We start from the raw sequence: 26,315 nt of genomic DNA, 5'->3' as shown, positions 1-26,315 counted from the left end.
GACCGGCGTGTACTGGCTGCTGCTCGTCCCGTTGCCGAGCTGGCCATTGTAGTTGTATCCCCAGGCGTAGGCGTTGCCGTCGCTGCCCACGGCCAGGGAATGCCATCCTCCGGCGCTGACCTGCAGGTAGGTGAAATCCTTGGGCGGGTCCGGGTACTTGTTGCGGTCGGGCGTCTTCACCCTGACCGGCGTGTACTGGCTGCTGCTCGTCCCGTTGCCGAGCTGGCCATTGTAGTTGCATCCCCATGCCCAGGCGTTGCCGTCGCTGCCCAGGACCAGCGAAAAATCGTATCCGGCGCTGACCTGCACGTAGGTGAAATCCTTGGGCAGGTCCGGGTACGTGTTGCGGTCGGGCGTCTTCACCCTGACCGGCGCAGACTGGCCGCTGTAGCTTGTCGTTCCGTTGCCGAGCTGGCCATAGTTGTTGGCTCCCCAGGCGTAAACGTTGCCGTCGCTGCCCACGGCCAGGGAATGCTGGTATCCTGCGCTGACCTGCAGGTAGGTGAAGTCCGCTGGCAGGTCCGGGTACGTGCTGCGGTCGGGCGTCTTCACCCTGACCGGCGCATTCCGGTTGCTGCTTGTCCCGTCGCCGAGCCGGCCATTGCCGTTTAATCCCCAGGCGTAGGCGTTGCCGTCGCTGCCCAGGGCCAGCGAATGATCCCATCCGGCGCTGACCTGCAGGTAGGTGAAGTCCGCTGGCGTGCCTGCAGGCTTCCTCACCATGACAGGCGTATTCCGGTTGCTGCCCGTCCCGTCGCCGAGCTGGCCATAGTAGTTGGATCCCCAGGCGTAGGCGTTCCCGTCGCTGCCCACCGCCAAGGAAAAACCATAGCTGGAGTCTTTTCCGGCGCTGATCTGGTTGAATCTGATGCCCCGGCTGGCGTTGTCGGGCGGGGTGATGGTCGTGGATTCCCTGCCCAGCTGGCTGCCCTTATCAGGGCTGATGCTCCACCTGCTGTTCCGGCCTGCGGGCGTCCAGTGGGCGGCCAGGGTCAGGTCCTTGTCGACGGGCCTGCTGAAATCGTAGGCGACCTCGCCAATGAACCAGCCGTCGAACAGGAAGCCTTCCCGCACAGGGTCGGGGGAGGGCCGCTTCGCCCGGCCGTACGGGGAGGAGACATGCTGGTCTGCTGGTGCGGGGCTTCCGCCGCCTGTGTCGAAGCGGGCCGTGAACGCGGATCCTGGCTTTGCAGCCCGTGCCAGCGGCTGGTCGACCGTGTACCTGAGGCTCCTGCTGAACGGCTTATCGTCCTGCCTGCCCGTGATGAGGATAGTCGCTTGTCCCGGCTGGCGTGCGGGCATGTCCGCCTGCCAGGAGCCGTTGCTCCTGGTGAGCGTCAATGCCTGCCCGTCCAGGCTGGCCGTTTCCAGGGTGGGCGCCTGCATGGTGTCGAGCCTCGCGGGCCGTCCTGCCTGGCCCTGCCCGTCCAGGCTCCACCCGTATATGCTGCCCGGCCTGCTGATGGCGGTGACCCTGCCGCCGGCGCTGACGGCCTGCATGTACTGCCGGCTCCCGTCGTCCGCCCGGGTGGGCGTCTTGCCGGGCTGCCAGGCCCAGGCATGGCCGTCCGTGCCGACGATCATGGCCTGATTGTCGCCGCTGTTGATTCTGCCGATCTGCGCGCCGCCGGGCAGGCTGACAGCGGTGAGGCTGTTGTTGCCGTCGGCCAGGTGATAGGCCTGCCCGTTCTCATTCAGAAGGAGGAACCCCTGATTGAGGGCCTGGGCTTGAGTGAAGCGCATGCCCGGGTCCTGCTTGACGCGTTCGGGCTTGGCGTTTCCAGAATTGGCCTTGTCCCAGGTCCAGGCTTGCCCGTCCGCGTCCATGATGAGAGCCTGGCTGGCGGAGGCGGCGGCGGTGACGGCCGGCGCCTGAGCGGGCAGGCTGACCGTGGCCTGCTGGATAAGTTCTGGATTCTGGCTGTCGGCCTTGCTGGCCTGATAGGCGTGGACCTGTCCCTGCCGGTCCACGGCCAGCAGGAGGTTGTCGTTCATGCTGATGCTGGTGAACCTGCCGCTCCGGCTGGTGTCGAGGAGGGTGGGCGTGGGCTGTTGGCCGGCCCAGGTGTAGATCTGCTGGTCAGATCCGAGAGCCGCCTGCCGGCGGCTGCCGGCTGCGGCCTGCAGGTAGCGGAACCCGTCGGGAGCCTGGGCAGGGAAGGGCACCTGATTGGGCGGGCTGTCCTGCATCCATGTGTAGATGCTGCCGTCGCCGGTCAGGCCGACGGTCTGGTCTCCGGCGGCATCAAGGCTGGCGAATTGGGGCTCCTGCCTGTCGGGCGGGCTGATGGTCAGCTTGCTGCCGAAAGCGGGCCCGTGGTCCGGGCTCAGCGTCCAATCCGTGGTCTTCGACCACTGGGCTTTCAGGGTCGTGTCCTGCAGGATGGGGGTCTGGAAGTCAAAAGACTGGCCGTCGTATGTCCACCCGTCGAACCGGAAGCCCTCACGCTGAGGATTCTGCTGCGGGGGAGCGGCGAGCGTCCCGGTCTTCACGGTTGACTGTGTCGGCTTGCTGCCGTCCGCCGGGTCGAAGCGCACTGTGTGTGTGGCTTGATTGTCTGTCTTATTGGATGGCTTGGTTGGAGCGGCATCTGTGTTTTCAGGCGTTCCCGTCGTCGATGACGGGGTACCGGGCTTGGATGATGCTGGGCTTAATGGTGTGGCGGTTGGTATCGGTGAGGGCGAGGGCAGTGGAGTGCCTGGTGCGCTGCTGGGGGGAATGCCGGGGGTTTGTTCAGCTACGCGAGGGGTCTGACGACCCCCCCCCCCCGGTGTGGATGGGAGCGTCCGCCTGGGCGGATGCGACGCCCAGGCCTGCCAGCATTCCCAGCAGGACGATCGTCGTCGCCAAGGTGCGACGCAGACGGGAAACCAGATGCATCAAACCAAAACCCCTTCACCAAACACCAAACGGAATCAACGCCGTTTGCCAAAGTTTTTGCCTGCCAGCGCCCACCCTGCATCACATCGCAGGAGCCAATGGCGAAGCCAGCCGTCTTCTCGACATCCCCCGCTTTTCACCCTACCACCCAGCCCACGGACAACACACAGGAGCCAGGTCCAACCGCCCGGAGACAATGAACCCAACTGATCTCAAAGAAAGGAGCCAGCGTATGACCAACCAGGGATATTATCTGCCGGGACTCTACGTTCGGGAGGGGTCCATCCCCGTTCCCTTGGACTGGGCGGGCAGTGAACCTGGCGTCTGGCGAGCCGAAGATCATTCGGACCAGGCGGTCATCCGCTGCTTCTACCGCGTGGTCTGCGCCCCCGAGCACATCCACGACGACCTGCCGTTGCTGGTCTACCTGCAGGGCGGACCCGGCTCGGGCGCCCCACGGCCTCTGAACGCCACCGCCGACGGGTGGATGGCCGAGGCCCTGCGCCACTTCCGCATTGTCCTGCCCGACCAGCGGGGTACGGGCCGGTCCAACGCCATCGACGGCTCCACCATGGCCTCCCTGGGCGAGCCCCGGGCCCAGGCCGACTATCTGAAGCATTTTCTGGCGGACTCCATCATCCGGGACTTCGAGCACCTGCGTCGCACGGTCTTCGCCGGCCGTCCCTGGGTGACCCTGGGGCAGAGCTTCGGCGGCTTCCTGACCATGGCCTACCTGTCGAACTTCCCCCAGGGGCTGGCTGCGGCCTTCACTACCGGGGGCGTGCCCCACATCCCCGCTGATGCCCATGAGCTCTACTCGCATACCTTCACCAAAATGGCCCAGCGGTCCAAGGCCTTCTACCAGCGCTATCCGGGGGACCAAGACCGTGTGGCGGCCATTGCCGACCGGCTGGCCCAGGGCGATGTGGTCCTGCCCGGCGGCGACCCCCTGAGCGTGGAGCGGCTGCAGACCCTGGGCGCCGACTTGGGCAAGAGCGGCGGGTTCGAGCGCCTCCACTGGCTGCTGGACACGGCCTTCCTGGACGGGGACGGCAGCCTGCCCGCTTCCGGCGCCAGCAGCTCCCGGGCCATCCTCTCGCAGGCCTTTCTGGAGGGGGTGCGGGCGGCCACTGCCGTTACGCCGCTCTACTGGCCCCTGCAGGAGTTCATCTACGCCGATGGGGACTGTGAACCCCTGCGCTGGGCTGCGCAGCGGGTGCGCGATGCCCGTCCTGAATTCGATACTGCTGCCCGTCCGCTCATGTTCACCGGTGAGGCGATCTTCCCCTGGATGTTCGAGCAGGAGGCGGCCCTGCGTCCCTTCGGCCCTGCGGTCAGCCTGCTCATGGAGGAGGGCTCCTGGGGCCACCTGTACGATCCCGAGCGCCTGGCCGGCAATCAGGTTCCACTGCAGGCCGCGGTCTATGCCGACGACCTCTACGTGCCCTCCGAGCTTCAGCTGGACACCCTCTCGCGCGTGGGCCACGCCCATGCCTGGGTGACCAACGAGTTCGAGCACGACGGGCTGCACGGGGACAGGGTCTTCGCCCACCTTTACCGGCTGGCCCTGGAGCGCGGCGATCTGGAGGGGCTCTTCCCGGCGCGCGGCTAGACTTGAGGGCATGAACACGGACTCATTGACTCTCGGATTCATCGGATACGGCAACATGGCCCAGGCCATGGCCCAGGGGCTGGTCGACGCAGGCGTGCTGCCCGGCGGCCGCATTGTGGCCTGCGCAGCCCACTACGACCGGCTGGTGGAGCGGACGGCCCAGCTGGGGGTGCGGCCCATGCATTCCGGCACCGAGGTGGCTGCGGCCGCCGATCTGGTGATTCTGGCCGTCAAGCCTGGGCAGGTGGCCCAGGTCTGCGAGCCCATCCGCCACGAGCTGGCTGACCCGGACCGCATGGTCCTTTCGGTGGTGGGCGGCATGACCCTTGAGGACTATGCCGACATCCTTGAGGAGGGCACCCACCTGATCTGCGCCATCCCCAACACCCCCATTTCAGTAGGGCAGGGGATTCTGGTCACCCAGGAGGACGATACCCTGACCGACCAGCAGCGGGAGCTCTTCACCCAGGTCTTCGACCCGGTGGCCATGATCGAGCGGCTGCCCCGGGAGCTGGTCTCGGTGGGCACGACCATCGCCGGATGCGCGCCCGCCTACACGGCCATGTACATGGAGGCCCTGGCCGACGCCGGGGTGGAGCACGGGCTGCCCAGGCAGGCGGCCTACCGGCTGGCGGCGCGCATGGTTCAGGGGACCGGAGCCCTCTACCTGGCCACCGGCACCAACCCCGGGGCCATGAAGGACGCGGTCTGCTCGCCGGGCGGAACCACCATCAAGGGGGTCGCCTCCCTGGAGAAGCACGGCTTCCGTGGAGCGGTCATCGAGGCCATCGATGAGGTGGAGCGCGGCGACTAGGGGGAGCCACGCCGGGGCAGTCCGGGCAATAGACTGGTGCATATGTCGTTAACCATAGGAATCGTCGGGCTGCCCAACGTCGGCAAGTCCACACTCTTCAACGCCCTCACCCGCAACAACGTTCTGGCGGAGAACTACCCCTTCGCCACCATCGAGCCCAACACCGGCATCGTGCCCCTGCCCGACGACCGGCTGCCCGTCCTGGCCAAGCTGGTCCACACGGACAAGATCGTGCCCGCCACGGTCACCTTCGTGGACATCGCCGGCATCGTCAAGGGGGCCTCGGAGGGAGAGGGGCTGGGCAACCAGTTCCTGGCCAACATCCGCGAGGCTGACGCCATCTGCGAGGTGGTCCGTGCCTTCAATGACGACGACATCGTCCATGTCAACGGCAAGGTGGATCCGGCCGACGACATCGACACCATCAACACCGAGCTGATCCTGGCCGACATGCAGACCATCGACAAGGCCCTGCCCAAGCTGGAGAAGGACCAGCGCGGCGGCAAGATCAAGCCCGCCTACCTGGACACCGTCCGCAAGGCCAAGGAGATTCTGGGCCAGGGGCGGACCATCGACCAGGCGGCCCAGGCCGGGGACATCGACAAGGACGAGCTCTACGACCTGCATCTGATGACGGCCAAGCCCTTCATCTACGTCTTCAACGTGGACGACGACGAGCTGCAGAACGAGGACCTGAAGAAGCAGCTGGCCGACTCCGTGGCTCCCGCGCCCGCCATCTTCCTCAACGCCCAGTTCGAGTCCGAGCTGACCGAGCTGGACGAGGCCGACGCCCGCGAGATGCTGACCGATGCCGGGCTCAAGGAGTCCGGCCTGGACCAGCTGGCCCGGGTGGGCTTCGACATCCTCGGCCTGCAGACCTTCCTGACCGCCGGGGTCAAGGAGGTGCGCGCCTGGCAGATCCACAAGGGCTGGACCGCCCCCCAGGCCGCCGGCGTCATCCACACCGACTTCGAGAAAGGCTTCATCAAGGCCGAGGTGGTCTCCTACGACGACTTCGTGGCCGCCGACGGGTCCTACGCCAAGGTGCGCGAGGAGGGCAAGATGCGCCTTGAGGGCAAGGACTACGTCATGCAGGACGGCGACATCGTGGAGTTCAAGACCGGCATCCCCTCCGGCTCCAAGAAGTGAGCGCCCGTCCCGGGTTCGCCATTCGCCGCGGTCATGGGCTGCCGCTGATCTTCGTGCATGGGTCCGGCGTGGACCACCATATCTTCGATGACCTGGACCCCGTCTTCGAGCGGGTGGGCGGATTCGAGCGGATCTACCTGGACCAGCCCGGCTTCGGCCGCACACCGCCCGACCCGTCCATCCTCGATCTGGACGGCCTCGCCCGGTGGCTGGATGAGCAGGTGGACATTTTCAGCGGCGGCGGCCCCTTCGCCCTGGTGGGCAACTCCCTGGGCGGGCTGCTCAGCCGCCATGCCGCCGCAGGTCGTTTGGATCGCTGCCGGGGGATGGCCCTGCTCTCCTCGGTGGTCGACCCGGTGACCGCCCACAGGCGCCTGCCCCCGCGTCAGGTGCTGGTCCGGGACGACCAGGGCCTGGCCGAGGTGGACGAGTTCACCAGGCATGCCTACCGGCAGATGGCAGTGGTGGAGTCCCGGGAGCATCTCGAGGCCTACCAGCGCACCATCATGCCCGGTGTTCGTTCGGCCGATGCCGACACGGTGGCTCGAATGGAGGGGCACTACCGGCTGGATCTGGACTTCGACCAGGTCTGGTCCGGATTCATAGCCCCTGTGCTCTTTGTCTGCGGCCGCCAGGACGACCGTGTGGGCTACCTGGACCAGTTCGACCTGGCCTGCCGCTTCCCCCGGGCCTCCTACTCGGTGCTGGACCGGGCCGGCCACAATGTGCAGATCGAGCAGACCGCCCTGGTTTGCGACCTGTTGGAGGATTGGGCCAGGCAGGTGCTGAACGGCTGAGTCTCTCCCGGTTTCGTCTGTCACTACAATGAACTGTGCAACAGGTTCGTTCAACGGCGACGAAGGGGAAGGACATGGCTGTCTGGGGATTGGATAGCAAACGCCTTAAGCGGCGTGCGCTTGCCATGCTCCGTTGGCTGCTGGACCCTGTCCGCCGCACGCCTGTAGTAGTGACAAGCGCACTACTGACGCTGCTGCTGACAGTCCTGGTTGTCAACCTGTTCCAGCCTGTGGATGCGGCTCATGCGGAACGATCAGCAGGTGCGAGCGCTTCCAGCACAGCCACCGTTTCGGCGAGACAATTTCCCAAGGCACATCATCCCGGCAAATCTGCCTCCTCCTCAGTCACAAAGAATCAGACGAAGCAGCAGAAGCCAGACCCTGCTGCTACTTCCGCTCATCCTGTTGATTGGCTTAAGCCTTCCCAGCAGGTCGATTATCCGGATCCTGCAGCCCATCCTGGCCTATCCTTGGAGGTAAGCCTTCAGGACCAGCGGGTCTACGTGCGCGATGGGTCTCAACTGCTCTACACCATGTATGCCTCGACGGGCATGGATGACTCCACGCCTAGGGGCAGCTTCCGCATCCAGTCTGAGCGCGGCGACCACTTCTACAACCCCAGCGAGGGGATGGGCGCCCGTTACTACACCAGTTTTCTGAACCATGGGGTCTTCCTCTTCCACTCGGTCCCCACTGATTCCAAGGGCAGCTACATCAAGGAGGAGGCCGATATGCTGGGCATCCGCCCTGGCTCCCACGGCTGCATCCGACTGACGGTGCCTGATGCTCGGTGGATCATGCAGTCCGTGCCCACCGGCACGCCCGTCCTGGTCAAGTGAATCCAGTCGGTGCCGGAACAGCTGCGTCCAAAATGTGACCATTCGCGGTCGTGCATGCTTTCGGTTTTCTAACTTTGCTCTACCACAGAGAAAACTATCGAGAGGAAGTGGTCAGGAATCATGCAAAAGGTGCAGCGGTTCAGTGACTGGTTGACTAAGTGGTTCATCCTGGTGGTCCTGGCTTGGGCCGCCATCAACTTCTTTGTCCCGCAGATTAGCATTTGGGCCCGCAGCTACACCAACTACTTCCTGAGCATCATTCTCTTCGGCATGGGGCTGACCCTGAGCCTGGACGATTTCAAGCGAATCCTCAAGATGCCGCTCATGGTCATCGTGGGCACCATAGCTCATTACCTGATCATGCCCCTGCTGGCCGTGCTCCTCTGCCGCATCTTCCGCCTGGACGGCATGATCGCCGTGGGAGTCATCCTGGTGGGCTGCTGCCCCTCGGGAACATCCTCCAACGTCATGTCCTACCTGTCGCGCGGCGATGTGGCCCTGGATGTGTCCATAGGCCTGCTTTCCACCCTGTGCGCGCCCCTGATGATCCCTATGCTGATGAACCTGCTGGCCAGCCAGTATGTGGACATCCCCACCAAGCAGCTCTTCCTGACGGCCCTTGAGGTGGTGCTGATCCCCATAGCCCTGGGCCTGGCCGTCCACGCCATATTTAAGGAGAAGGTGCAGAAGGTGACCGTGGCCCTGCCGGCGGTCTCGCAGATCGCCATACTGATCATCATCGGCGTGGTCGTCTCCGTCAACCATGCCAAGCTCTTCACCGCCGCCACCGCCCTGGTCCTGCCGGTGGTCATGCTTCACAACCTGTGCGGGTACGGGCTGGGCTTCCTCTTCAGCCGGCTCATGTACCGCCTCTACCCCAAGGGGTTCCGCTACGCCCAGCAGAAGGCCATCACCTTCGAGGTGGGCATGCAGGATTCCGGACTAGGCGCGACCCTGGCCCTGCAGGCCTTCGCCGCCGACCCGATCGTGGCCATCCCCTCAACCTTCTTCAGCGTCTGGCACAACATCTCCGGCTCGGTGCTGTCCGCCTGGTGGCGTCGGCATGACGACCGTCTGGGGATCGCCGCAGACTCTGCCCAGGGTCGTCCGGAACCGGTTCGAGCCTAGGTTCCGCAGCTCCTTGATCGCTGGCTGGATCTGCTACAGGCCCGGTCCGGCCAGCAGGAAGCCCAGGGCCGTCAGCAGGGGCGGCAGGAGCATTGAGGCTGCCAGATAGCCCAGCGCTGCCAGGTGCCGTCTCCACCGGGCCAGGGCCAACACTTCGTTGACCGATGTCGAGAAGGTGGAGAAGCCGCCCAGCAGTCCTGTGGCCAGCAGCAGCCGTCCCCAGGCGGGCAGTCCGTGGAAGGCGGCCAGGGCGGCCACCAGCCCTGCAGCCAATCCGGCCAGCAGGTTGATGATCATGGTCGACAGGGGCAGGTCCACCTGCCAGCGGGCCTTGACCAGGGTGTCCAGCAGATAGCGCAGTCCGGCCCCCAGGCCGCCGCACAGGCAGATCAGCAATGTCAATGTAATGGTCATCGCGCACCTGCTCGGATGTGTGCGGACAGACGGGCTCCCAGCGCTGCCATGGCCCAGGAGACCATCAGGCCTCCGGCAAAGGAGACCAGCAGGTAGGCAAGGGTTGCCCGGACTTGACCGCCCGACAGGCCTTGGACCAGTTCCAGCGAGAGCGTGGACATGGTCGACAGCCCTCCGCACAGGCCCATACCCAGACCCTTGTTGGTCAGTTGCCTTCGGCGCGCATGCGTGCTTTTGGGCAGCCCGGCCAGGAAGGCGGTCAGCAGGGCGTAGCCTGCGCAGGCGATCAGGTTGGCCAGGAGGGTTCCCGGATGCAGCGGGCCGCTCTGGCCCGGCAGCAGGCTCAGGGCGTACCGGCAGCCTGAGCCCAGGGCTCCGCCCAGTATCACCACCAGGGCTGTGGCCATGTCAGGTCCGGCAGAGGGTTTGGTCATTGGAGGCCTCGGTTCCCGACGGACCATCGTCCACGGGGTCGGGCTGGATGGCATGCGCCTGCACCCGGCCCACAGACGGGTCGTCGAATCATAGTGCAGGAACTATCAGCAGTTTGCGGTTCGGGGCTCAAGCCCCGGGCGGGTTCCATCGCCCGAGGCTTATTCTAGGAGCCCAAGGGGACCGCAGCCGTCGCAGCTGCGAGACTGCTCACTCGGTGTGGTTCTCCGGGTCCAGGGTCAGCCGGTCGTCGTCGGCGTCGTAGTCGAAGAGCTCGCCGTAGCGGCCCCAGGTGATGGCGGTGTCGAACTGCTGGACGGCCTCCCTGTCCGAGTGGTGGGCCCGCAGCAGATCCAGGATCAGGGAGCCGTGCAGGCTCTTGTCGTCGCTGTTCTTCAAGGCCCGGTCGATGATGCGGATCAGCGGAACATGATCCATCAGCATGCGTGAGAACATCTCCTTGCTCTCAAGGATGTCGGCATCGTGCCAGGCCCGGCCCTGGTCGGTCAGCCTGACATGCCCGTTGTCCGCCTGGAAGATGCCCAGCATGAGCCCGGCGTCGATCAGGGGGAAGAGGTCGTCCACCTCGAAGGAGAGCTTGGCGGCCAGGTCGGCCAGGTCCATGCCGTTGGGCTGGTTGACCATGACATCGGCCAGACCGGCCAGGCCGCCGGGGGTGGCGTCGGGCAGGTTGCGCTCGGCGGTCTCCTCGTCCCGCACCGAGTCCCGCACGGCCTGACGGTTGCGCACCTTGGTCTGCAGACGGCGGCGGATGTCCTCGCTGTCGCGCTGGCCGGTCAGGATGGAGTAGAGGTAGTCCACGCAGGACTGGAAGAGGTCGGACTGCTTGTCCCGAGGCCTGTCCAGGTTGATGGGCACGTCGGCGATGACCCGGCCGGGATGCGAGTCCAGGACCAGGACCCGGTCGGCCATCTCCACGGCCTCCTCGATGTTGTGGGTGACGATCAGGACCGACTTGACGCTGCCCGCCTCCTCGGACCAGACCTTGAGGACCTCCTGACGAAGGTTTTCGGCGGTCAGCACGTCCAGGGCCGAGAAGGGCTCGTCCATGAAGAGGGCGTCCGGCTTGAGGACCAGGGCCCGGGCGATGCCCACGCGCTGGCGCATGCCCCCGGAGAGCTCCTTGGGGTAGGCGCTCTCGAAGCCGTCCAGGCCGATGGCGTCGATGGCGGCCAGGGAGAGTTTCTCGCGCTCCTTCTTGGGCACGCCCCGGGCCTGCAGGCCCAGCTCCACGTTGTCCTTGACGGTCAGCCAGGGCATCAGGGCGAAGCTCTGGAAGACCAGAGCCACGCCGGGGTTGGGCCCGTCCAGCTGCTTGCCCCGGTATTCGACGCTGCCCTTGCTGGCCGGGACCAGGCCGGCCAGGATGCGCAGCAGGGTGGACTTGCCGGCGCCTGAGCGGCCCAGGATGGCCACCACCTCGCCCTCGTGCAGGGTGAAGTCGATGTTGTCCAGGACGGTCAGCTCCGCGCCCTTGTCGGACTGGTAGGTCTTGGTCACGTGCTCGGCCGTGATGATCCCGTTGGAATTGATCTTGGTCATTGTCGAACCTCTCAGACTTCTCATGTCAGGGAATAGCGCCGTTGTGCCAGTGATTGCAGGGGAGACCAGAAGAACCGGTCGGCCAGGACCACGAAGATGCTCATGACGGCCACCCCCAGGATGATGCGGGGGGTGTCGCCGGTGGCGGTCACCTGGGCGATGTAGGCACCCAGGCCCTTGGCCGTCAGCTCGGTCTTGCCGTAGGAGACCACCTCGGAGACGATGGAGGCGTTCCAGGCCCCGCCGGCCGCTGTGATGCCGCCGGTGCACCAGGAGCCGAACAGGGCCGGCAGGATCAGGGTCTTCCATCGCTGCCAGCGGTTCTGGCCCAGGCTGCGCGACATCTCCAGCAGGTCGTCGGGGATGGCCGAGGCCCCGGCGATGACGTTGAAGAGGATGTACCACTGGGTGCCCAGGGCCATGAGCAGGATGCTGCCCCAGTTGATGTCGATCCGCCAGATGATGAAGACCATGGTGACGAAGGGGAAGATGAAGTTGGCCGGGAAGGAGGCCAGGATCTGCACCAGGGGCTGCAGGTAGCGGGAGATGCGCGGATTCATGCCGATCAGGGCGCCGATGGGCACCCAGACGATGGTGCAGACCACCATCAGGATCAGCACTCGCAGGAAGGTCAGCAGGCCCAGCTGGAAGACGTGGCCGACCTCGCCCAGGCCCAGCGGGCGGATGACCAGGCGGTCCAGCTGCCAGAGACCCCACAGGCCGATCAGGGCCAGGCAGGCCCACCAGACCAGGTCGCTTGCCCGCCTGCGTCCGCCGCCACGGCTCCAGCGCGCCCCGGTGCGGCCCAGGGGGCGGGTGATCCGGTCCAGCAGGTCGGCCAGGGGGTGGCCCACCAGGCCCAGCAGGTCCTTGACCCCGGACAGGCGGATGATCGTCAGCACCAGACTGCGCCGGGGCTCGGTGGACTGGCTGCTGGTATAGCGGAACTTCTCGGCCCAGGCGGTCAGCGGCTTCCAGAGCAGGAAGTCAATCAGCAGCACCACCACGATCATGGTCAGGATGGCCAGGCCCACCTTGCCCAGGTCCTGCTCGGCGGTGGCCTCCTCCACGAAGGAGCCGATGCCGGGCAGGGCCAGGGTCCGGTTGTTGACCGAGATCATTTCGGAGGCGGTCAGGAAGAACCAGCCGCCGCCCATGCTCATCATGCAGTTCCAGAGCAGGGGGATCATGGAGTTGGGCACGTCCAGCTTCCAGAAGCGCTGCCAGCGGGTCAGGCGCATCAGCCGCACCGCCTCGTCCAGGTCGGCGGGCTCGCTGGTCAGGGAGTTATAGAAGGAGAAGGCCATGTTCCAGGCCTGGCTGGTGAAGATGGCGAAGATGGAGGCCGCCTCCACGCCCATGATGGACCCGGGGAAGAGGACCAGCCAGATGGAGATGGTGGCCGACAGGAAGCCCAGGACGGGCACCGACTGCAGAATGTCCAGCAGGGGGATGAGCACGGCGCCCAGGCGGCGGGAGCGCGCGGCGGCCAGCCCGTAGAGGAAGGCGAAGACCAGGGAGATGATCAGAGCCGTGAACATGCGGAAGAGGGAGCGCAGCGCGTAGTAGGGCAGATTGGCCGGGTCGGTGGAGACGTGCGAGGGTACCCCGGCCGGGCCGATGGGTGCGCCCAGGGCCGGCAGCAGATAGGCCAGGGCCCCCAGCAGGACCAGAGCGCCAATGGCTACGGCCAGACCCGTCCATATGCGGGTGGAGCGCGATGCCTGGCTGCGGTCGTCGTTCAGTGGCGAACGGAGCATTCCTGGCAGTGCGACAGTATTCACGATGGCCTCCCTCCAAGGTGCGGAACATCCCTGTCGGCAGCCTCGAAGACGGCGTGGCGATCGGCCATGAGCCGACCATTGTCATCGTTCAAGCTTCGGCTTCGCATGGTATTTGGCCCTGCATTAGTCCCTGCCTTGATCCGACGGGGACTGTTGACCTGCGCGGGGTGTCTCCACCACTTTGCGGCAGCATGCCTTGTCCATGCGGTAGCTTCACCTACCGACCACCCAATAACATAGATGGGCCTCAGAGCAGTGTCAAGCATTTGCCAAACCGGTGTTGCCGTCCTTGCCAGGACTGACAATGACAAGGGTCTGCATGCAGTCGGTGCAGGCGTGAAATGGAATGTAAGGAGCGAATCCCTATGAAGATCGTGGCAGTCACGGCCAACCCCGAACCCAAGAGCCTGACCGATGCGGCGGGCAACGCCCTGCTGGACGGGGCGGCCGAGGGCGGGGCTCGCACCGAGTTGATCGACCTTTGCGCCGAGGGATTCAATCCCGTCTTCGGCATGGAGGACAGGACCCACTACCTGGGCCAGGGACCCATGCCCGAGGATGCCCAGGCCATGCAGGAGCGCATCAAGGATGCGGACGTGCTGGCCCTGGTCTTCCCCGTCTACTGGTACAGCATGCCGGCCATCATGAAGGGCTTCATCGACCGGGTCATCTGCCGGGGCTTCGCTTACCACGCTGATGGCACCCCGGGTGCCCTGGCCGGACGTCGGGTGGAGCTGGTCATGCTGACCGGCGGAGACAAGGAATGGTACCAGTCCAGCGGCATCGGCGAGGCCCTGGACAACCAGCTGCGCAGGCAGACCTTCCTCAAGTACTGCCAGGTCGCTCAGGTGGAGACCATCTATGTGGACAATCTGGACTCGGGCAACGATGACCAGCAGGCGCGGGAGGCCGCCGACCGGCACCTGGTGGCCCTGGCCTTGAAGGGTCGTCAGCTGGCCGCAGGGAACGAGCCCGGAGCTGGCCAGGACGCTCAGTGACGCTCAGCATCGGATTCGTCTTCGATGACACCCTGGACGTCTTTGACGGAGTCCAGCAGCACATTCTGACCCTGGGACGGGAGCTGGGCAGGCGGGGCCACAGGGTCCAGTATCTGGTCGGTCAGACCGCCCATCCGCCGGTTGACGGTGTCCACTCCCTGTCCCGCAACGTCATGGTCTCCTTCAACGGCAACAGGATGCGCATACCGCTGCCTGCGCCCAAGGCGCCCATCCGCCGGGTCCTGGAGGCCGGGCACTTCGACCTGCTGCACGTCCAGGCCCCCTACAGCCCCTTCCTGGCCGGGCGGGTCATCCGCGCCGCGGACCCGGCAACCGCCCTGGTGGCCACCTATCACATCGCCCCCACGGGAAACCTGCAGCTGCTGGGCGGCCGGCTGCTGGGGATGATCAACCGCAGGACCCATAGGCGCATCGACAGGGTCATCGCAGTCTCGCCTGTGGCGGCCAGCTATGCCCGGCAGACTGCCGGCGTGCCCAGCAGGGTGGTGGCCAACCCCGTGGATGTGGATGCCCTGCGCCGGGCCCGACAGGCCGCTGGCGACCAGGAGGTGGCGCGCCTGCACGGCCAGGGGCCGCATCTGGTCTTCCTGGGGCGGTTCGTGGCCCGCAAGGGGGCGGGGATCCTGCTTTCGGCCCTCCAGGCGGGGGAGCGGGCCGGCGTCCTTCCCGAGGGCCTGCATGTGACCATGGCCGGCAAGGGCCCGCTGCTGGAGGACTGCCGTCGGAAGGCCGCCGCCCTGCGCACACCGGTGGCCTTCCCCGGATTTGTGGACGAGAAGGACAAGCCCGCCCTGCTGGCCTCCTCCGACCTGACCGTCTTTCCCTCCACCGGGGGCGAGTCCTTTGGCATCGTCCTGCTGGAGGCCATCGCCTCGGGCACGGCTCCGGTGCTGGCCGGGGACAATCCCGGCTACCGGTCCACCCTGATGGGCGACGAGCGGGCTCTTGTCCCTGTCGACTCGCCCAACACCCCCGAACTGCTGGCCCGGCGAATCACCCAGGCTCTGGGGGACCCCTCCTGGAGGCGGAATGTGCGCCATGACCAGCTGGCGCTCTTGGACCGTTACGACGTGACCACGGTGGCCGATCAGGTGGAGGAGGTCTACCGGCAAGCCATCCAAGACCGCCGTCTCATGTAGGCTAGGTACATGTCATTCTTTGATTTCTTCGGTTCCATGTTCGACCCTGAGGGCGGTCCAGGCGGACCAGGCCGGCGTCGCAATGACGACGACCCGGTCATCCTGCATGTGCAGACCGATGGGGAGGGTCCCGGCCAAGGGGGCGGCAGCACGCCCCGTTTCCGCTTCGCCGGACCAGGTGACCCCCGGCTGACTTCCCGCAAGAAGGACAATAACGGACCTTCCAGGGGCATGCGGATTCTGGCTGTGGTTGTCGCTGTCGTCCTGGTCGTCCTCCTGCTTTTATTTGGGCTCAGCCGCTTCATCACCGATGTCATGTGGTTCTCCCAGCTGGGGGCGGCACGGATTGTCTGGACCCAGCTGGGCATCAAGGTGGGCCTGTGGCTGGCCTACGCCCTGCTGCTGGCTGCGGTGACCCTGTTCTCGGCCTTCCTGGCCATCCGCAGCCGTCCCGATTCGCCCGACGGGTCCACCATCAGGGTCAGGGGCGATCTGATCGAAGTCGGCAAGGGGGTCTCTTCACGCAAGGCGCTCAAGGTGGCCGCGGTGGTCTCCCTGGTCGTCGGTGTTTTCTTCGGTTTCCAGTTCAACGCCGATTGGAAGCAGGTGCTCCTGCTCTTCAACGCCCAGTCCTTCGGGGTGCGCGATCCCCAGTTTGGCCTGGACAACGGCTTCTACGTCTTCATCCTGCCCGGCCTGCGGCTGCTGGTCTCCTCCCTGCTGATGATGCTGCTGGCGGCCACGGTCTTCAGCCTGGTCACCAACTTCCTCATGGGCGGTATTCGCTTGACCATGCCCGTGCAGGGCCGCGGCATTCTGGAGATGACCCGTGCCGCCCGCAGACAGGTAGCCGTCTGGCTGATCCTGTTCATGTTGGTTTGGGCCGGTGATATGGCCTTGGGCGTCTTCGGCAGGCTGACCGAGGAGGGCGACCGGATCACCGGCGCCTCCTACACTTCAGTCAAGGCGGCCATTCCCGTCACCCTGATCATGGCTGTGGTCATGGCTTTGCTAGGCATCATCCTGGCGGTCTGGATTCTGAGGTCGTCCACCCTGGAACCCGGCCGTGTCCATGCAGGATCGCTGGGTTCGGCCGTCAAGCAGTGGCGGGTTCCCGTCCTGGCTGTAGCCGTCACCGTCGTCCTGTCCCTGCTGCTGACTGTTTTCTGGCCGGCGCTGGTCCAGCGCTTCCGGGTCAACCCCAATGCCCAGGAGATGGAGTCCGCCTACATCCAGCGCAACATCACCGCCACCGCCCAGGCCTATGGGCTGGACAGGCTGAAGACCGAGGCCTATGACGCCACCACCGAGGTCCAGTCGGGTGCCCTCTCCCGTGATGCCGAGACCACTGCGCAGATCCGCCTGCTGGATCCCCAGGTGGTTTCGCCCACCTTCCGTCAGCTGCAGCAGTCCAAGCAGTACTACACCTTCGAGGACACCCTGGCCGTCGACAAGTACGACATCGACGGGGTCAGCCAGGACACGGTCATCGGCGCTCGCGAGCTTGACCTGGAGGGCAACGACAACCGCAACTGGGTCAACGACCACACGGTCTTCACCCACGGCTACGGGATCGTGGCCGCCTACGGCAACAAGGTCACCCCGGACGGGCAGCCCGAGTTCTTCGAACAGGACATCCCTACCAAGGGCAAACTGACCGACAGCCAGCACTACGAGCCGAGGATCTACTTCTCGCCCAACGCGCCCGAGTACTCCATCGTCGGCGCGCCCCAGGGCTCCTCAGGCTGGGAGTTCGACTATCCCACCGGCTCCAAGGGAGCCACCAACACCTTCAAGGGCAACGGCGGTCCCTCGGTGGGCAACTTCCTGGCCCGGGTCCTCTACGCCATCCGCTTTGGATCCGACCAGATCCTCTTCTCGGACCGCGTCACCCCCGACTCGCAGATCCTCTACAACCGCTCGCCCAAGGAGCGCGTGGCCCAGATCGCCCCCTATCTGACCCTGGACGGGCGCGTCTACCCGGCTGTGGTGGATGGCCGGGTCAAGTGGATCGTCGACGGCTACACCACCTCTGACGCCTACCCCTACTCCCAGAAGGTGGACCTGGGTCCCATCACCCAGGACACGACCACCCTGAGCTCGGAGGCCGTCAAGGGACTGGGCTCCCAGAAGGCCAACTACATCCGCAACTCCGTCAAGGCTACGGTCGATGCCTACGACGGCTCGGTGGATCTGTATGCCTGGGATGCCAAGGATCCGGTGCTCAAGGCCTGGCAGAAGGTCTTCCCCGGCCAGTTCAAGCCCCTCTCGTCCATTTCGGGCGACCTGATGAGCCACATGCGCTACCCGGAGAGCCTGTTCAAGGTGCAGCGCCAGCTCCTGTCCCAGTACCACGTCAACTCGGCCAGCCAGTTCTTCTCCGGCGAGGACTTCTGGCAGACCCCCGTGGATCCGACCGGGAGCAGCAAGGAGCAGAAGGCCGGGGTCAAGCAGCCTCCCTACTATCTGACCCTGCAGACCCCGGGGACCGACAAGCCCGCCTTCTCGCTGACCTCCACCTTCATCCCCGCCGGCACCTCCACCAGGGAGATTCTGACCGGGTTCCTGTCCGTGGATTCCGACGCCGGGTCCACCAAGGGGGTGATAGGACCGGACTACGGGACCATCCGGCTGATGGAGCTGCCCAAGAATTCCAATGTGCCCGGCCCCGGGCAGGCCCAGAACAACTTCAACTCGGATGCTGCGGTCTCCACCGAGCTCAACCTGCTCCAGTCCGGGTCCACCAAGGTCAAACGCGGCAACCTGCTGACCCTGCCCATAGGCGGCGGGCTGATCTACATCCAGCCGGTCTACGTCCAGTCCAGCGGCGCCACCAGCTTCCCCCTGCTCAAGCGGGTTTTGGTGGCCTTCGGGGACAAGGTGTCGTCGTCCGCCACCCTGGACGCGGCTCTTGACAAGACCTTTCAGGGCAACTCGGGCGCGTCTGCCGGCGATGCCGACAACACCGGACGCACCAATGCCGAGGCTGACCAGAGCAAGCAATCCGGCAAGGCCCCGGATAAGACCACCGGGTCTGGCGAGGCATCGGCCACAGGGGGGCAGGCTCTGAAACAGGCCTTGGACAAGGCCAACCAGGCCATGAGCGACGGCGATGCCGCCCTGAAGAAGGGCGACTTCAGCGCCTACGGCGAGGCGCAGAACCGTCTGCGGGAAGCCCTCAAGGAGGCCTCCGACCAGGAGGGCGGCAACAAGTGAGCGCCACCCCGCGCATTAGGCTCTGCCGTCGCGGGGACCTGGAGGCGGTCACCGCCATCTACAACCAGGCGGTCATGGATGGCGGTTCCACGGCGGATACGGCCCCGGTCAGCCTGGACCAGCGCCTGCAATGGTGGCTGGGCCACGATCCGGACCAGGGCCATCCGGTCATGATCCTGGAGCAGGAGGGCCGGGTGCTGGCCTTCGGCTCCCTGTCGGCCTACTACGACCGGCCCGGCTACCAGGAGACCTGCGAGCTGGGCTACTACGTGGATCGCGGCAGCCGTGGACGCGGCCTGGGAGCCCTGATGTTCCATTCCCTGCTGGAGCGCGCCCAGCAGGTGGGCATGCGTCTGGCCGTGGCCATCATCTTCGATGACAACTCGGCTTCCAAGGCCCTGCTGCACCGGTTCGGGTTCAGCCGCTTCGGCCTCCTGCCCCAGGCCGCCTGGGACCGGTTCGCCCTGCATGATGTCTCCTACTGGAGCCTGTCCCTTGAGCGAAACGGGGTCGGGGAGCCTGTGTAGAATCTCACCGTCCCGTTTGAGAGCAGGAGGTATCACCTACATGGCATCCGATTTCTGGCTGATGGCCGGACTGGGCAACCCGGGTGACGAGTACAAGGGCACCAGGCACAACATGGGCTTCATGTGCGCCGATCTGCTGGCCGAACGATGGTCGGTCAACCTGCGCGACCACAAGGGCCTGGCCCAGCTGGGCCGTGGCACCCTGGATCTTGACGGACGCCGCATACCCTTCTTCCTGGCCAAGCCGCTGACCTTCATGAACGACTCCGGCGATGCCCTGGCCTCCATCTGCTCTTACTACCACATACCTGTTGGCCGGGTCGTGGTCATCCATGACGATATGGACCTGGAGTTCGGCAGGATCAAGGTCAAGGCCGGCGGGTCCTCGGGCGGGCACAATGGCATCCGTTCCATCGACCGCTCCCTGGGCAGCAACGCCTACGCCCGGGTCCGCATGGGCGTGGGGCATGCCCGAGGAGGTCCGGACGCCCATCGGCGCACGGTGGACTGGGTGCTGGGCACCTTTGCCGGCGACCAGCGCAAGCGTCTGCCCGAGTTCCTGGCCGACGGGGCGGATGCGGCAGAAACCGTAATCATCAAGGGCCTCAGCCAGGCTCAGGAGCAGTTCAATGGTCGATGAGCATACCCAGAAGGCGGAGTCACAGGAATCGCTGAATGGATCCCTGCGTCCGCTCCTGGACGACCTGAAGGCAGACGCTGCCTTCACCAGATTGGTCCAAGGAGACTCCCAGCCTGCCGCCGGCACCGACACCTCCCTCATGGTCCAGGCTCCCCAGGGCATCAGGCCAGCTCTGGCGGCCGCAGCTGCTGGACGTGCCCCAGTCGTCCTGGTGGTCCCCTCCGAACGTGACGCCCAGGAGATGACCGGCGCCATCCGCTCCTGGTACCAGGGTGACCCTAGCGACGTGGCTCTGCTGCGCTCCTGGGAGACCCTGCCTCATGAACGGCTCTCGCCCCGGGCAGACACCGTGGCCTCCCGGATGGCCGTCTTCAGGCGGCTGGCCCATCCGGTCCAGGGCGACCCTGACTTCGGACCCATCCGCATCCTGGTCATGCCCGTGCGCTCCCTGCTGCAGCCGGTGGTCAAGGGTCTGCAGGATGTGGAGCCCCTGGTCTTTCTGCGCGGCCAGGACCTGCCACTGGACCAGGCCGTCGAAGCTCTGGTCCGCAACGCCTACACCCGGGTGGACCTGGTCATGGAGCGCGGCCAGTTCGCCGTCCGAGGCGGCATCCTGGATGTTTTCGTCCCCACCATGGCCCACCCGGTGCGCATCGAGTTCTTCGGCGACGAGGTGGACACCATCCGCAGCTTCCACGCCTCCGACCAGCGCACCTACGGCCCTGACCTGGACCGGATCTGGGCGCCGCCCTGCCGCGAGCTGCAGCTGACCGACCAGGTCCGCGCCCGCGCCCGCTCCCTGATCGGGAGCATCCCCAACGCCGACGACATGCTGGAGTCCATCGCCCAGGCCATTCCGGTGGAGGGCATGGAGTCCCTCCTGCCTGCCCTGGTCGACGACCTGGTGCCGGTAGGGTCCATGCTGCCCGAGGGCGCTCTGATTCTGCTCTCGGAGCCGCAGCTGCTGGCCCGTTCCGCCCAGGACCTGGTCAAGACCGCCAACGAGTTCCTGGCCGCCAGCTGGCATGTAGCCGCCTCCGGGCAGGGCTCGGGCGCGCCCATCAGCTTCGACAGGGCCAGCTTCCTGGACTACGACGAGGTCATCTCATCCCTGGAGTACCGCAAGGGGGAGGTCTGGAAGCTGACCGACCTTTCGGTGGACCCGGACCGGGAGGGGGCCGAGCGTCTGGATGCCCTGGCTCCGGACCAGTACCGCGGCGACGAGGATAGGGCCGCCTCGGGCATTGCCTCCCTGCTGGAGCGCGGCGACCGGGTTGTGGTGACCGCTCCGGCCCAGGGAACCCTGAGCCGTCTGCGCCGGGCCGTGCAGACCACTGGTGTTGTCGGGGTGGAGTACCACCGTTCCCTGGCCGTGGACGGCTTCGTGGACCAGTCCGCCCATCTGGCCCTGCTGACCGAGCGGGACCTGACCGGGCGCACCAGCGTGGCCGCAGGCAGCAAGACCTCCAACCGCCGGCGCAAGGCCATCGACCTGGACGAGCTCAAACCCGGCGACTACGTGGTCCACGACCAGCACGGCATCGGCCGCTTCCTGGGCATGCGCCAGCGCAGCGTGGGCGTGGGCCCCAGCAAGGGCAGCCGGGAGTACCTGGTTCTGGAGTACGCACCCTCCAAACGCAACGCCCCGCCAGACAAGCTCTTCGTGCCGGCCGACCAGCTGGACCAGGTCAGCCGCTACATCGGCGCCGAGATCCCCAGGCTCAACAAGCTGGGCGGATCCGACTGGTCGGCCACCAAGGCCAAGGCCCGCAAGCACGTCCACAAGATCGCCCAGGGCCTGGTCAAGCTCTACTCGGCCCGGCAGCGCACCAAGGGCTTCGCCTTCAGCCCCGACACCCCCTGGCAGAAGGAGCTGGAGGATGCCTTCCCCTACCAGGAGACCCCCGACCAGCTGACCGCCATCGACGAGGTCAAGGCCGACATGGAGAAGCCGGTGCCCATGGACCGCCTGATCTGCGGGGATGTGGGCTTCGGCAAGACCGAAATAGCCATCCGCGCCGCCTTCAAGGCCGTTCAGGACGGCAAGCAGGTGGTGGTCCTGGTGCCCACGACCCTGCTGGTCCAGCAGCACTATCAGACCTTCACCGAGCGGTTCGAGGGCTTCCCGGTGGACGTGGCCGCCATGAGCCGCTTCCAGACCGCCAAGGAGAACCAGGCCACCATGGAGGGCCTGGCCAGCGGGGCCGTGGACGTGGTCATCGGCACCCACAAGCTGCTCAACCCCCGCATCCGCTTCAAGAATCTGGGCCTGATGATCGTGGACGAGGAGCAGCGCTTCGGCGTGGAGGCCAAGGAGACCCTCAAGGCCATGCGGACCAATGTGGACGTCCTGTCCCTGTCGGCCACGCCCATTCCGCGCACCCTGGAGATGGCGGTGACCGGCATCCGGGAGATGTCCACCCTGGCCACGCCCCCCGAGGACCGTCTGCCGGTGCTGACCTATGTGGGCGCCTACGAGGACGCCCAGGTGACGGCGGCCATTCGCCGCGAGCTTCTGCGCGGGGGGCAGATCTTCTACATCCACAACCGGGTGGAGGACATCGGCAAGGTCTCGGCCAAGGTGCAGACGCTGGTCCCCGAGGCCAAGGTGGGCGTGGCCCACGGCAAGATGGGGGAGAAGCAGCTGGACGGGGTCATCCGCGACTTCTGGCACCGGGACATCGATGTGCTGGTCTGCACGACCATCGTCGAGACCGGCCTGGATATCCCCAACGCCAACACGCTGATCGTGGACCGGGCCGACCGCTTCGGGCTCTCCCAGCTCCACCAGCTGCGCGGCCGGGTGGGACGCGGCCGGGAGCGCGCCTACGCCTACTTCCTCTACGACCCCAGCAAGCCCATGACCCAGACCGCCCACGACAGGCTGGCCACCATCGCCCAGAACACGGCCCTGGGGTCCGGCTACGACGTGGCCATGAAGGACCTGGAGCTGCGCGGCACCGGCAACCTGCTGGGCGACGAGCAGTCCGGCCACATCGAGGGGGTCGGCTTCGACCTTTACGTGCGCATGGTCTCCGAGGCGGTGGAAGAGTACAAGGAGCCCGGGCGGACCGAGCCGGTCACCGTCAGCATCGACCTGCCCCTGGAGGCCTCCATTCCGGTGGACTACATCGACTCGGACAAGCTGCGTCTGGAGGCCTACCGCAAGCTGGCCTCGGCCCGCAACGAGCAGGATCTGCGCGACCTGCACGAGGAGTTGACCGACCGATACGGACGTCCGCCCGCCCAGTTCGACACCCTCTTCGCGGTAGCCAGGCTGCGGGCCAAGGCTCGCTTCCTGGGCATTTCGGAGATCGCCTCCCAGGGCTCCCGGGTGCGGATCAGGCCCGTGACCATGCCCGACTCCCTGCAGGCCAGGATCGCACGAATATACAAGGGCAGCCAGTACCGCCCGGTGACGCAGACCCTGCTGATCCCGGCGCCCTTCGCGGGCTCCCTGGGATCGGGGCCCATGGATTCGTCGGCCATGACCGCCTGGGTGGACACCCTGCTGGACGACCTGGCCTGGGGGCTGCCCAAGTCCTCGGACGATGGCACGCCAGCGGGTCCCGCCCCCGTCCAACAAAACTAGTATCCTGTAAGAGACATCACAACAACTTATTGAAGGAGCAGTTGTGGCAGCAATTGAAAGCGTGTTCGCGCGCGAAATTCTTGATTCCCGTGGCAACCCGACCGTCGAGGTCGTTCTGCAGACCGAGGACGGCGCCGAGGGGCGTGGTCTGGTTCCCTCCGGTGCTTCCACCGGCGAGGCCGAGGCCTGGGAACGTAGGGATGGCGACAAGAAGCGCTATCAGGGCAAGGGTGTGCTGGACGCCGTCAAGGCGGTCAATGAGACCATCGCTCCCAATGTCATCGGCATGGACGCCACCGATCAGCGCGCCCTGGACGAGACCATGATTGACCTGGACGGAACCCCCAACAAGGGCAAGCTGGGCGCCAACGCCATCCTGGGCGTCTCCCTGGCCGCGCTCTATGCGGCTGCCGAGTCCGCCGAGCTGCCTCTCTACCGTTACCTGGGCGGCACCAACGGCCACATCCTGCCTGTGCCCAACATGAACATCATGAACGGCGGCGCCCACGCTGACTTCGCCACCGACATCCAGGAGTACATGATCTCCCCCTACGGATTCGACTCCTACCGGGAGGCCCTGCGCGCCGGCGTCGAGGTCTACCACACCCTCAAGGGCATCCTGAAGAAGGACGGCCACGAGACCGGCCTGGGCGACGAGGGCGGCTTTGCCCCCAAGATGAAGTCCAACGAGGACTCCCTGAAGTACATCGTCGACGCCATTGAAGCTGCCGGCTACGAGCCCGGCAAGCAGATCGGCCTCTGCCTGGACGTGGCCTCCTCGGAGTTCTACAACAAGGACACCGACAAGTACCGCTTCGACGGCGAGGATCGCGACGCCGACTACATGCTGGACTACTACCAGGGCCTGGTCGAGCGCTACCCGCTGGTCTCCATCGAGGATCCCTTCGCTGAGGAGGACTGGGGCGCCTGGCAGAAGATCACCGCCGCCATGGGCGACCGCCTGCAGTTCGTGGGCGACGACCTGCTGGTGACCAACCCCAAGAGGCTGCAGAAGGGCATCGACCTGAAGGCCGCCAACTCCCTGCTGGTCAAGCTCAACCAGATCGGCACCGTGACCGAGACCCTGGACGCCATCGAGCTGGCCACCGCCAACGGGTTCACCTCCATGGTTTCCCACCGTTCCGGCGAGACCTCCGACACCACCATCGCCGACCTGGCCGTGGCCAAGAACACCCGCCAGATCAAGACCGGCGCTCCGGCCCGTGGCGAGCGCATCGCCAAGTACAACCGACTGCTGGAGATCGAGGAGGAGCTGGGCTCCACCGCCGAGTACGCCGGCTACAGCGCCTTCAAGGCCTGCAAGAAGTACACCAAGTAAGGTCTTGCCAGCCGGGTCCTAGCCCCTGCAGGTTTTGACCCGACGGTGAATCTTTCACCCGTGGCGGTCCGCGTCGGCTGCCGCGGGTATTTTTATGGGTATGGCCAAGAACAAACGTGACGGCGCCAACCGGCGGACAGGCAGGCGGTCGTCGGGACCCATCACCTTCTTTGTGGCCGTCATCATCGTGGCCCTTGGGCTGATTCAGCTGGTCTCCACCTTTCACGCCTACGCCATCAATCTTTCCGAGCTCAACGGCCTGCGCAACCAGCAGGCCCAGCTTATCGAGCACAAGCGTGACCTGGAGAACCAGATCCGCCGCTGGGACGACAAGGCCTATGTGACCGCCCAGGCCCGGGATCGGCTGGGATTCGTCTTCCCTGACGAGGAGGCCATCCGGGTCCTGCACCCGGAGGCGGTCACCGGCAGCAAGGACAAGGACCAGGCCGGAAGCAAGGGGGTCCGGGCCCCCAGGGAGAACTCCCTGCCCTGGTATCAGGAGATGGCCTATTCCTTCGCCAAGGCCGACCAGGATCCTGCTGCCGACAGAAGCAAGGGGGAATCCAGTCCGACCGGCTCTGCCAGTCCGTCTGGTTCAAGCAGTCCAGGCGGTGCTGATGGCCCCTCTCCATCAGAGGGCGGGGGAGCGCAGTGAACTCCGAAGGTTCGGATTTCGCCGTGCCAACGGGTGATGAACTTAGCAGCAGGAAACAATCAGGGAAGATGAGGACAGCGTGATCAAGGCCCAGGAAAGGCCCCAGGCAGCAGTGGAATCTCAAGCCGCAGACAAGGGCCGGGTCGAGCCTAAAGCCACCAGCCTGGTTACCGGCCGGGATCTGGCGGCGGTCAAAGACCGTATCCAGGAGCTTCTGGCGACCCCGGCCACGCCGGAGCAGACAGCCGTCGTGAACCGGCAGCTGGGCCGCTATCCGCGGGGCATGGTGGCCGTGGGCGCCCGCTGCGTCTGCGGCAATCCGCTGGCTGTGGTCACCCGGCCCCAGCTGGAAGATGGCACACCCTTTCCGACCACCTGCTATCTGACCAGCCCCGAGGCCGTCAAGGCCGTCTCCCGGCTGGAGGCCGACGGCGTCATGGCCGACTGGAATGCCGAGCTTGGTTCGGATCCGGACCTGGCCAGCGCCTACCGCAGGGCTCACGAGCTCTATCTGGCCTTCCGTTCCGCCCTGGCCCAGCGGTTGGGCGACGACGAGGGGCACATCGCCGGAATCTCGGCCGGTGGCATGCCCAAGAGGGTCAAGTGTCTGCACGCTCTGACTGCCCAGTCCCTGGTTATGGGGCCTGGGGTCAATCCCCTGGGCGACCGGGTTCTGAGTCTGGTGCGTCGGATATTCGACCCGCAGGTCTGCCGGTGCGCGCAGCCTTGGACTGAGGCATCCGGGCAAGCGAGCCAGCAGGAAAACCAATGAAGG

Annotated in this window: 21 protein-coding genes and 2 riboswitches; of the genes, 15 read left to right on the top strand and 6 right to left on the bottom strand. The window is 65.9% G+C overall.

Going from position 1 to position 26,315, the window contains the following annotated elements; all coding sequences use genetic code 11:
• Together QRX40_RS05065 and QRX40_RS05060 are read right to left on the bottom strand one after the other, a co-directional pair.
• On the bottom strand, positions 1-2,538 hold a 2,538-nt coding region (locus QRX40_RS05065), incomplete at its 3' end, for an InlB B-repeat-containing protein (RefSeq protein ID WP_313836721.1).
• Positions 2,539-2,734: 196 nt separating this feature from the next.
• Positions 2,735-2,881 (bottom strand): hypothetical protein, encoded by a 147-nt coding sequence (locus tag QRX40_RS05060; RefSeq protein WP_313836719.1) that lies wholly within the window; start codon positions 2,879-2,881, stop codon positions 2,735-2,737.
• Between the two features lie 232 nt (positions 2,882-3,113).
• On the opposite strand from QRX40_RS05060, the gene QRX40_RS05055 reads away from it, so the two are divergent.
• The 6 genes from QRX40_RS05055 (at position 3,114) to QRX40_RS05030 (ending at position 9,220) form a co-directional block, all read left to right on the top strand.
• Positions 3,114-4,493, top strand: coding sequence for an alpha/beta fold hydrolase (locus tag QRX40_RS05055; RefSeq protein WP_024627310.1), 1,380 nt, complete (start codon positions 3,114-3,116; stop codon positions 4,491-4,493).
• A 10-nt stretch (positions 4,494-4,503) separates the two neighbouring features.
• Positions 4,504-5,307 carry a pyrroline-5-carboxylate reductase gene (proC, locus tag QRX40_RS05050; RefSeq protein WP_313836718.1) on the top strand — a complete coding sequence of 268 codons (804 nt, stop codon included), beginning with the start codon at positions 4,504-4,506 and terminating at the stop codon, positions 5,305-5,307.
• 42 nt (positions 5,308-5,349) lie between these two features.
• On the top strand, positions 5,350-6,456 hold the full coding sequence (gene ychF / locus QRX40_RS05045) for a redox-regulated ATPase YchF (RefSeq protein WP_045924585.1): 1,107 nt from the start codon (positions 5,350-5,352) through the stop codon (positions 6,454-6,456).
• Complete coding sequence (locus QRX40_RS05040) at positions 6,453-7,253, top strand: alpha/beta hydrolase (protein WP_313836716.1); 801 nt, start codon at positions 6,453-6,455, stop codon at positions 7,251-7,253. Before ychF ends, QRX40_RS05040 begins: the two co-directional genes overlap by 4 nt.
• Positions 7,254-7,327: 74 nt before the next feature.
• Positions 7,328-8,092, top strand: coding sequence for a L,D-transpeptidase (locus QRX40_RS05035; RefSeq protein WP_313836714.1), 765 nt, complete (start codon positions 7,328-7,330; stop codon positions 8,090-8,092).
• A 120-nt stretch (positions 8,093-8,212) separates the two neighbouring features.
• A complete protein-coding gene (locus tag QRX40_RS05030) occupies positions 8,213-9,220 on the top strand; it encodes a bile acid:sodium symporter family protein (protein WP_045924581.1) in 1,008 nt (335 codons plus the stop codon).
• Positions 9,221-9,253: 33 nt separating this feature from the next.
• On the opposite strand, the gene QRX40_RS05025 is transcribed toward QRX40_RS05030, so the two are convergent.
• The 4 genes from QRX40_RS05025 to QRX40_RS05010 all read right to left on the bottom strand — a co-directional run bounded on the left by QRX40_RS05025 (position 9,254) and on the right by QRX40_RS05010 (position 13,389).
• Positions 9,254-9,634, bottom strand: a complete 381-nt coding sequence (locus tag QRX40_RS05025; protein ID WP_313836713.1) for a CrcB family protein — start codon at positions 9,632-9,634, stop codon at positions 9,254-9,256.
• The gene (locus QRX40_RS05020) at positions 9,631-10,068 is read right to left on the bottom strand and encodes a CrcB family protein (protein ID WP_313836712.1); all 438 of its coding nucleotides are present in this window, start codon (positions 10,066-10,068) and stop codon (positions 9,631-9,633) included. The genes QRX40_RS05025 and QRX40_RS05020 overlap by 4 nt, the downstream gene beginning before the upstream one ends.
• A gap of 89 nt (positions 10,069-10,157) precedes the next feature.
• Positions 10,158-10,230: riboswitch (Fluoride riboswitch) on the bottom strand.
• A 46-nt stretch (positions 10,231-10,276) separates the two neighbouring features.
• A complete protein-coding gene (locus tag QRX40_RS05015; protein ID WP_396184333.1) occupies positions 10,277-11,629 on the bottom strand; it encodes a nitrate/sulfonate/bicarbonate ABC transporter ATP-binding protein in 1,353 nt (450 codons plus the stop codon).
• Between the two features lie 20 nt (positions 11,630-11,649).
• Positions 11,650-13,389, bottom strand: a complete 1,740-nt coding sequence (locus QRX40_RS05010) for an ABC transporter permease subunit (protein WP_313836745.1) — start codon at positions 13,387-13,389, stop codon at positions 11,650-11,652.
• Positions 13,390-13,486: 97 nt separating this feature from the next.
• Positions 13,487-13,645, bottom strand: a riboswitch (M-box (ykoK) riboswitch).
• A 133-nt stretch (positions 13,646-13,778) separates the two neighbouring features.
• Between QRX40_RS05010 and QRX40_RS05005 the strand changes: the two genes are divergently transcribed.
• The 9 genes from QRX40_RS05005 (at position 13,779) to QRX40_RS04965 (ending at position 26,312) form a co-directional block, all read left to right on the top strand.
• Positions 13,779-14,411, top strand: coding sequence for an NAD(P)H-dependent oxidoreductase (locus tag QRX40_RS05005; protein ID WP_045924577.1), 633 nt, complete (start codon positions 13,779-13,781; stop codon positions 14,409-14,411).
• Positions 14,408-15,571, top strand: a complete 1,164-nt coding sequence (locus tag QRX40_RS05000) for a glycosyltransferase family 4 protein (RefSeq protein WP_313836710.1) — start codon at positions 14,408-14,410, stop codon at positions 15,569-15,571. The genes QRX40_RS05005 and QRX40_RS05000 overlap by 4 nt, the downstream gene beginning before the upstream one ends.
• 9 nt (positions 15,572-15,580) lie before the next feature.
• Entirely contained in the window at positions 15,581-18,787 is a 3,207-nt protein-coding gene (locus tag QRX40_RS04995; protein ID WP_313836708.1) for a UPF0182 family protein, read from the top strand.
• On the top strand, positions 18,784-19,314 hold the full coding sequence (locus QRX40_RS04990) for an N-acetyltransferase family protein (protein ID WP_313836706.1): 531 nt from the start codon (positions 18,784-18,786) through the stop codon (positions 19,312-19,314). The genes QRX40_RS04995 and QRX40_RS04990 overlap by 4 nt, the downstream gene beginning before the upstream one ends.
• A 40-nt stretch (positions 19,315-19,354) precedes the next feature.
• Positions 19,355-19,954 carry an aminoacyl-tRNA hydrolase gene (gene pth / locus QRX40_RS04985; protein WP_313836704.1) on the top strand — a complete coding sequence of 200 codons (600 nt, stop codon included), beginning with the start codon at positions 19,355-19,357 and terminating at the stop codon, positions 19,952-19,954.
• Complete coding sequence (mfd, locus tag QRX40_RS04980) at positions 19,944-23,546, top strand: transcription-repair coupling factor (protein ID WP_313836702.1); 3,603 nt, start codon at positions 19,944-19,946, stop codon at positions 23,544-23,546. Before pth ends, mfd begins: the two co-directional genes overlap by 11 nt.
• Before the next feature lie 43 nt (positions 23,547-23,589).
• A complete protein-coding gene (gene eno, locus QRX40_RS04975; RefSeq protein ID WP_144085704.1) occupies positions 23,590-24,885 on the top strand; it encodes a phosphopyruvate hydratase in 1,296 nt (431 codons plus the stop codon).
• Between the two features lie 100 nt (positions 24,886-24,985).
• Positions 24,986-25,540, top strand: a complete 555-nt coding sequence (locus QRX40_RS04970) for a septum formation initiator family protein (RefSeq protein WP_313836699.1) — start codon at positions 24,986-24,988, stop codon at positions 25,538-25,540.
• Positions 25,541-25,721: 181 nt separating this feature from the next.
• Positions 25,722-26,312: a DUF501 domain-containing protein gene (locus QRX40_RS04965; protein WP_396184343.1), complete on the top strand. Its 591-nt coding sequence runs from the start codon at positions 25,722-25,724 to the stop codon at positions 26,310-26,312.
• The last annotated feature ends 3 nt before the right edge of the window (positions 26,313-26,315 follow it).

The organism is Bifidobacterium sp. H6bp9 (assembly GCF_032193695.1).
In the GTDB taxonomy this organism is placed as follows: domain Bacteria; phylum Actinomycetota; class Actinomycetes; order Actinomycetales; family Bifidobacteriaceae; genus Bombiscardovia; species Bombiscardovia kimbladii.
Note: the sequence above shows the minus strand (reverse complement) of the source record. Positions and strands in the feature narration are given on the sequence as shown.

Bases quoted from the DNA above. Each gene is read 5' to 3' on its own strand.
- QRX40_RS05030 (WP_045924581.1), top strand. From the start codon at position 8,213: ATGCAAAAGGTGCAGCGGTTCAGTGACTGGTTGACTAAGTGGTTCATC.
- proC (WP_313836718.1), top strand. From the start codon at position 4,504: ATGAACACGGACTCATTGACTCTCGGATTCATCGGATACGGCAACATG.
- QRX40_RS04970 (WP_313836699.1), top strand. From the start codon at position 24,986: ATGGCCAAGAACAAACGTGACGGCGCCAACCGGCGGACAGGCAGGCGG.
- QRX40_RS05010 (WP_313836745.1), bottom strand. From the start codon at position 13,389: ATGCTCCGTTCGCCACTGAACGACGACCGCAGCCAGGCATCGCGCTCC.
- QRX40_RS05005 (WP_045924577.1), top strand. From the start codon at position 13,779: ATGAAGATCGTGGCAGTCACGGCCAACCCCGAACCCAAGAGCCTGACC.
- QRX40_RS05035 (WP_313836714.1), top strand. From the start codon at position 7,328: ATGGCTGTCTGGGGATTGGATAGCAAACGCCTTAAGCGGCGTGCGCTT.
- mfd (WP_313836702.1), top strand. From the start codon at position 19,944: ATGGTCGATGAGCATACCCAGAAGGCGGAGTCACAGGAATCGCTGAAT.
- QRX40_RS05015 (WP_396184333.1), bottom strand. From the start codon at position 11,629: ATGACCAAGATCAATTCCAACGGGATCATCACGGCCGAGCACGTGACC.
- QRX40_RS05020 (WP_313836712.1), bottom strand. From the start codon at position 10,068: ATGACCAAACCCTCTGCCGGACCTGACATGGCCACAGCCCTGGTGGTG.
- pth (WP_313836704.1), top strand. From the start codon at position 19,355: ATGGCATCCGATTTCTGGCTGATGGCCGGACTGGGCAACCCGGGTGAC.
- QRX40_RS05060 (WP_313836719.1), bottom strand. From the start codon at position 2,881: ATGCATCTGGTTTCCCGTCTGCGTCGCACCTTGGCGACGACGATCGTC.
- QRX40_RS04995 (WP_313836708.1), top strand. From the start codon at position 15,581: ATGTCATTCTTTGATTTCTTCGGTTCCATGTTCGACCCTGAGGGCGGT.
- QRX40_RS05025 (WP_313836713.1), bottom strand. From the start codon at position 9,634: ATGACCATTACATTGACATTGCTGATCTGCCTGTGCGGCGGCCTGGGG.
- ychF (WP_045924585.1), top strand. From the start codon at position 5,350: ATGTCGTTAACCATAGGAATCGTCGGGCTGCCCAACGTCGGCAAGTCC.
- QRX40_RS05055 (WP_024627310.1), top strand. From the start codon at position 3,114: ATGACCAACCAGGGATATTATCTGCCGGGACTCTACGTTCGGGAGGGG.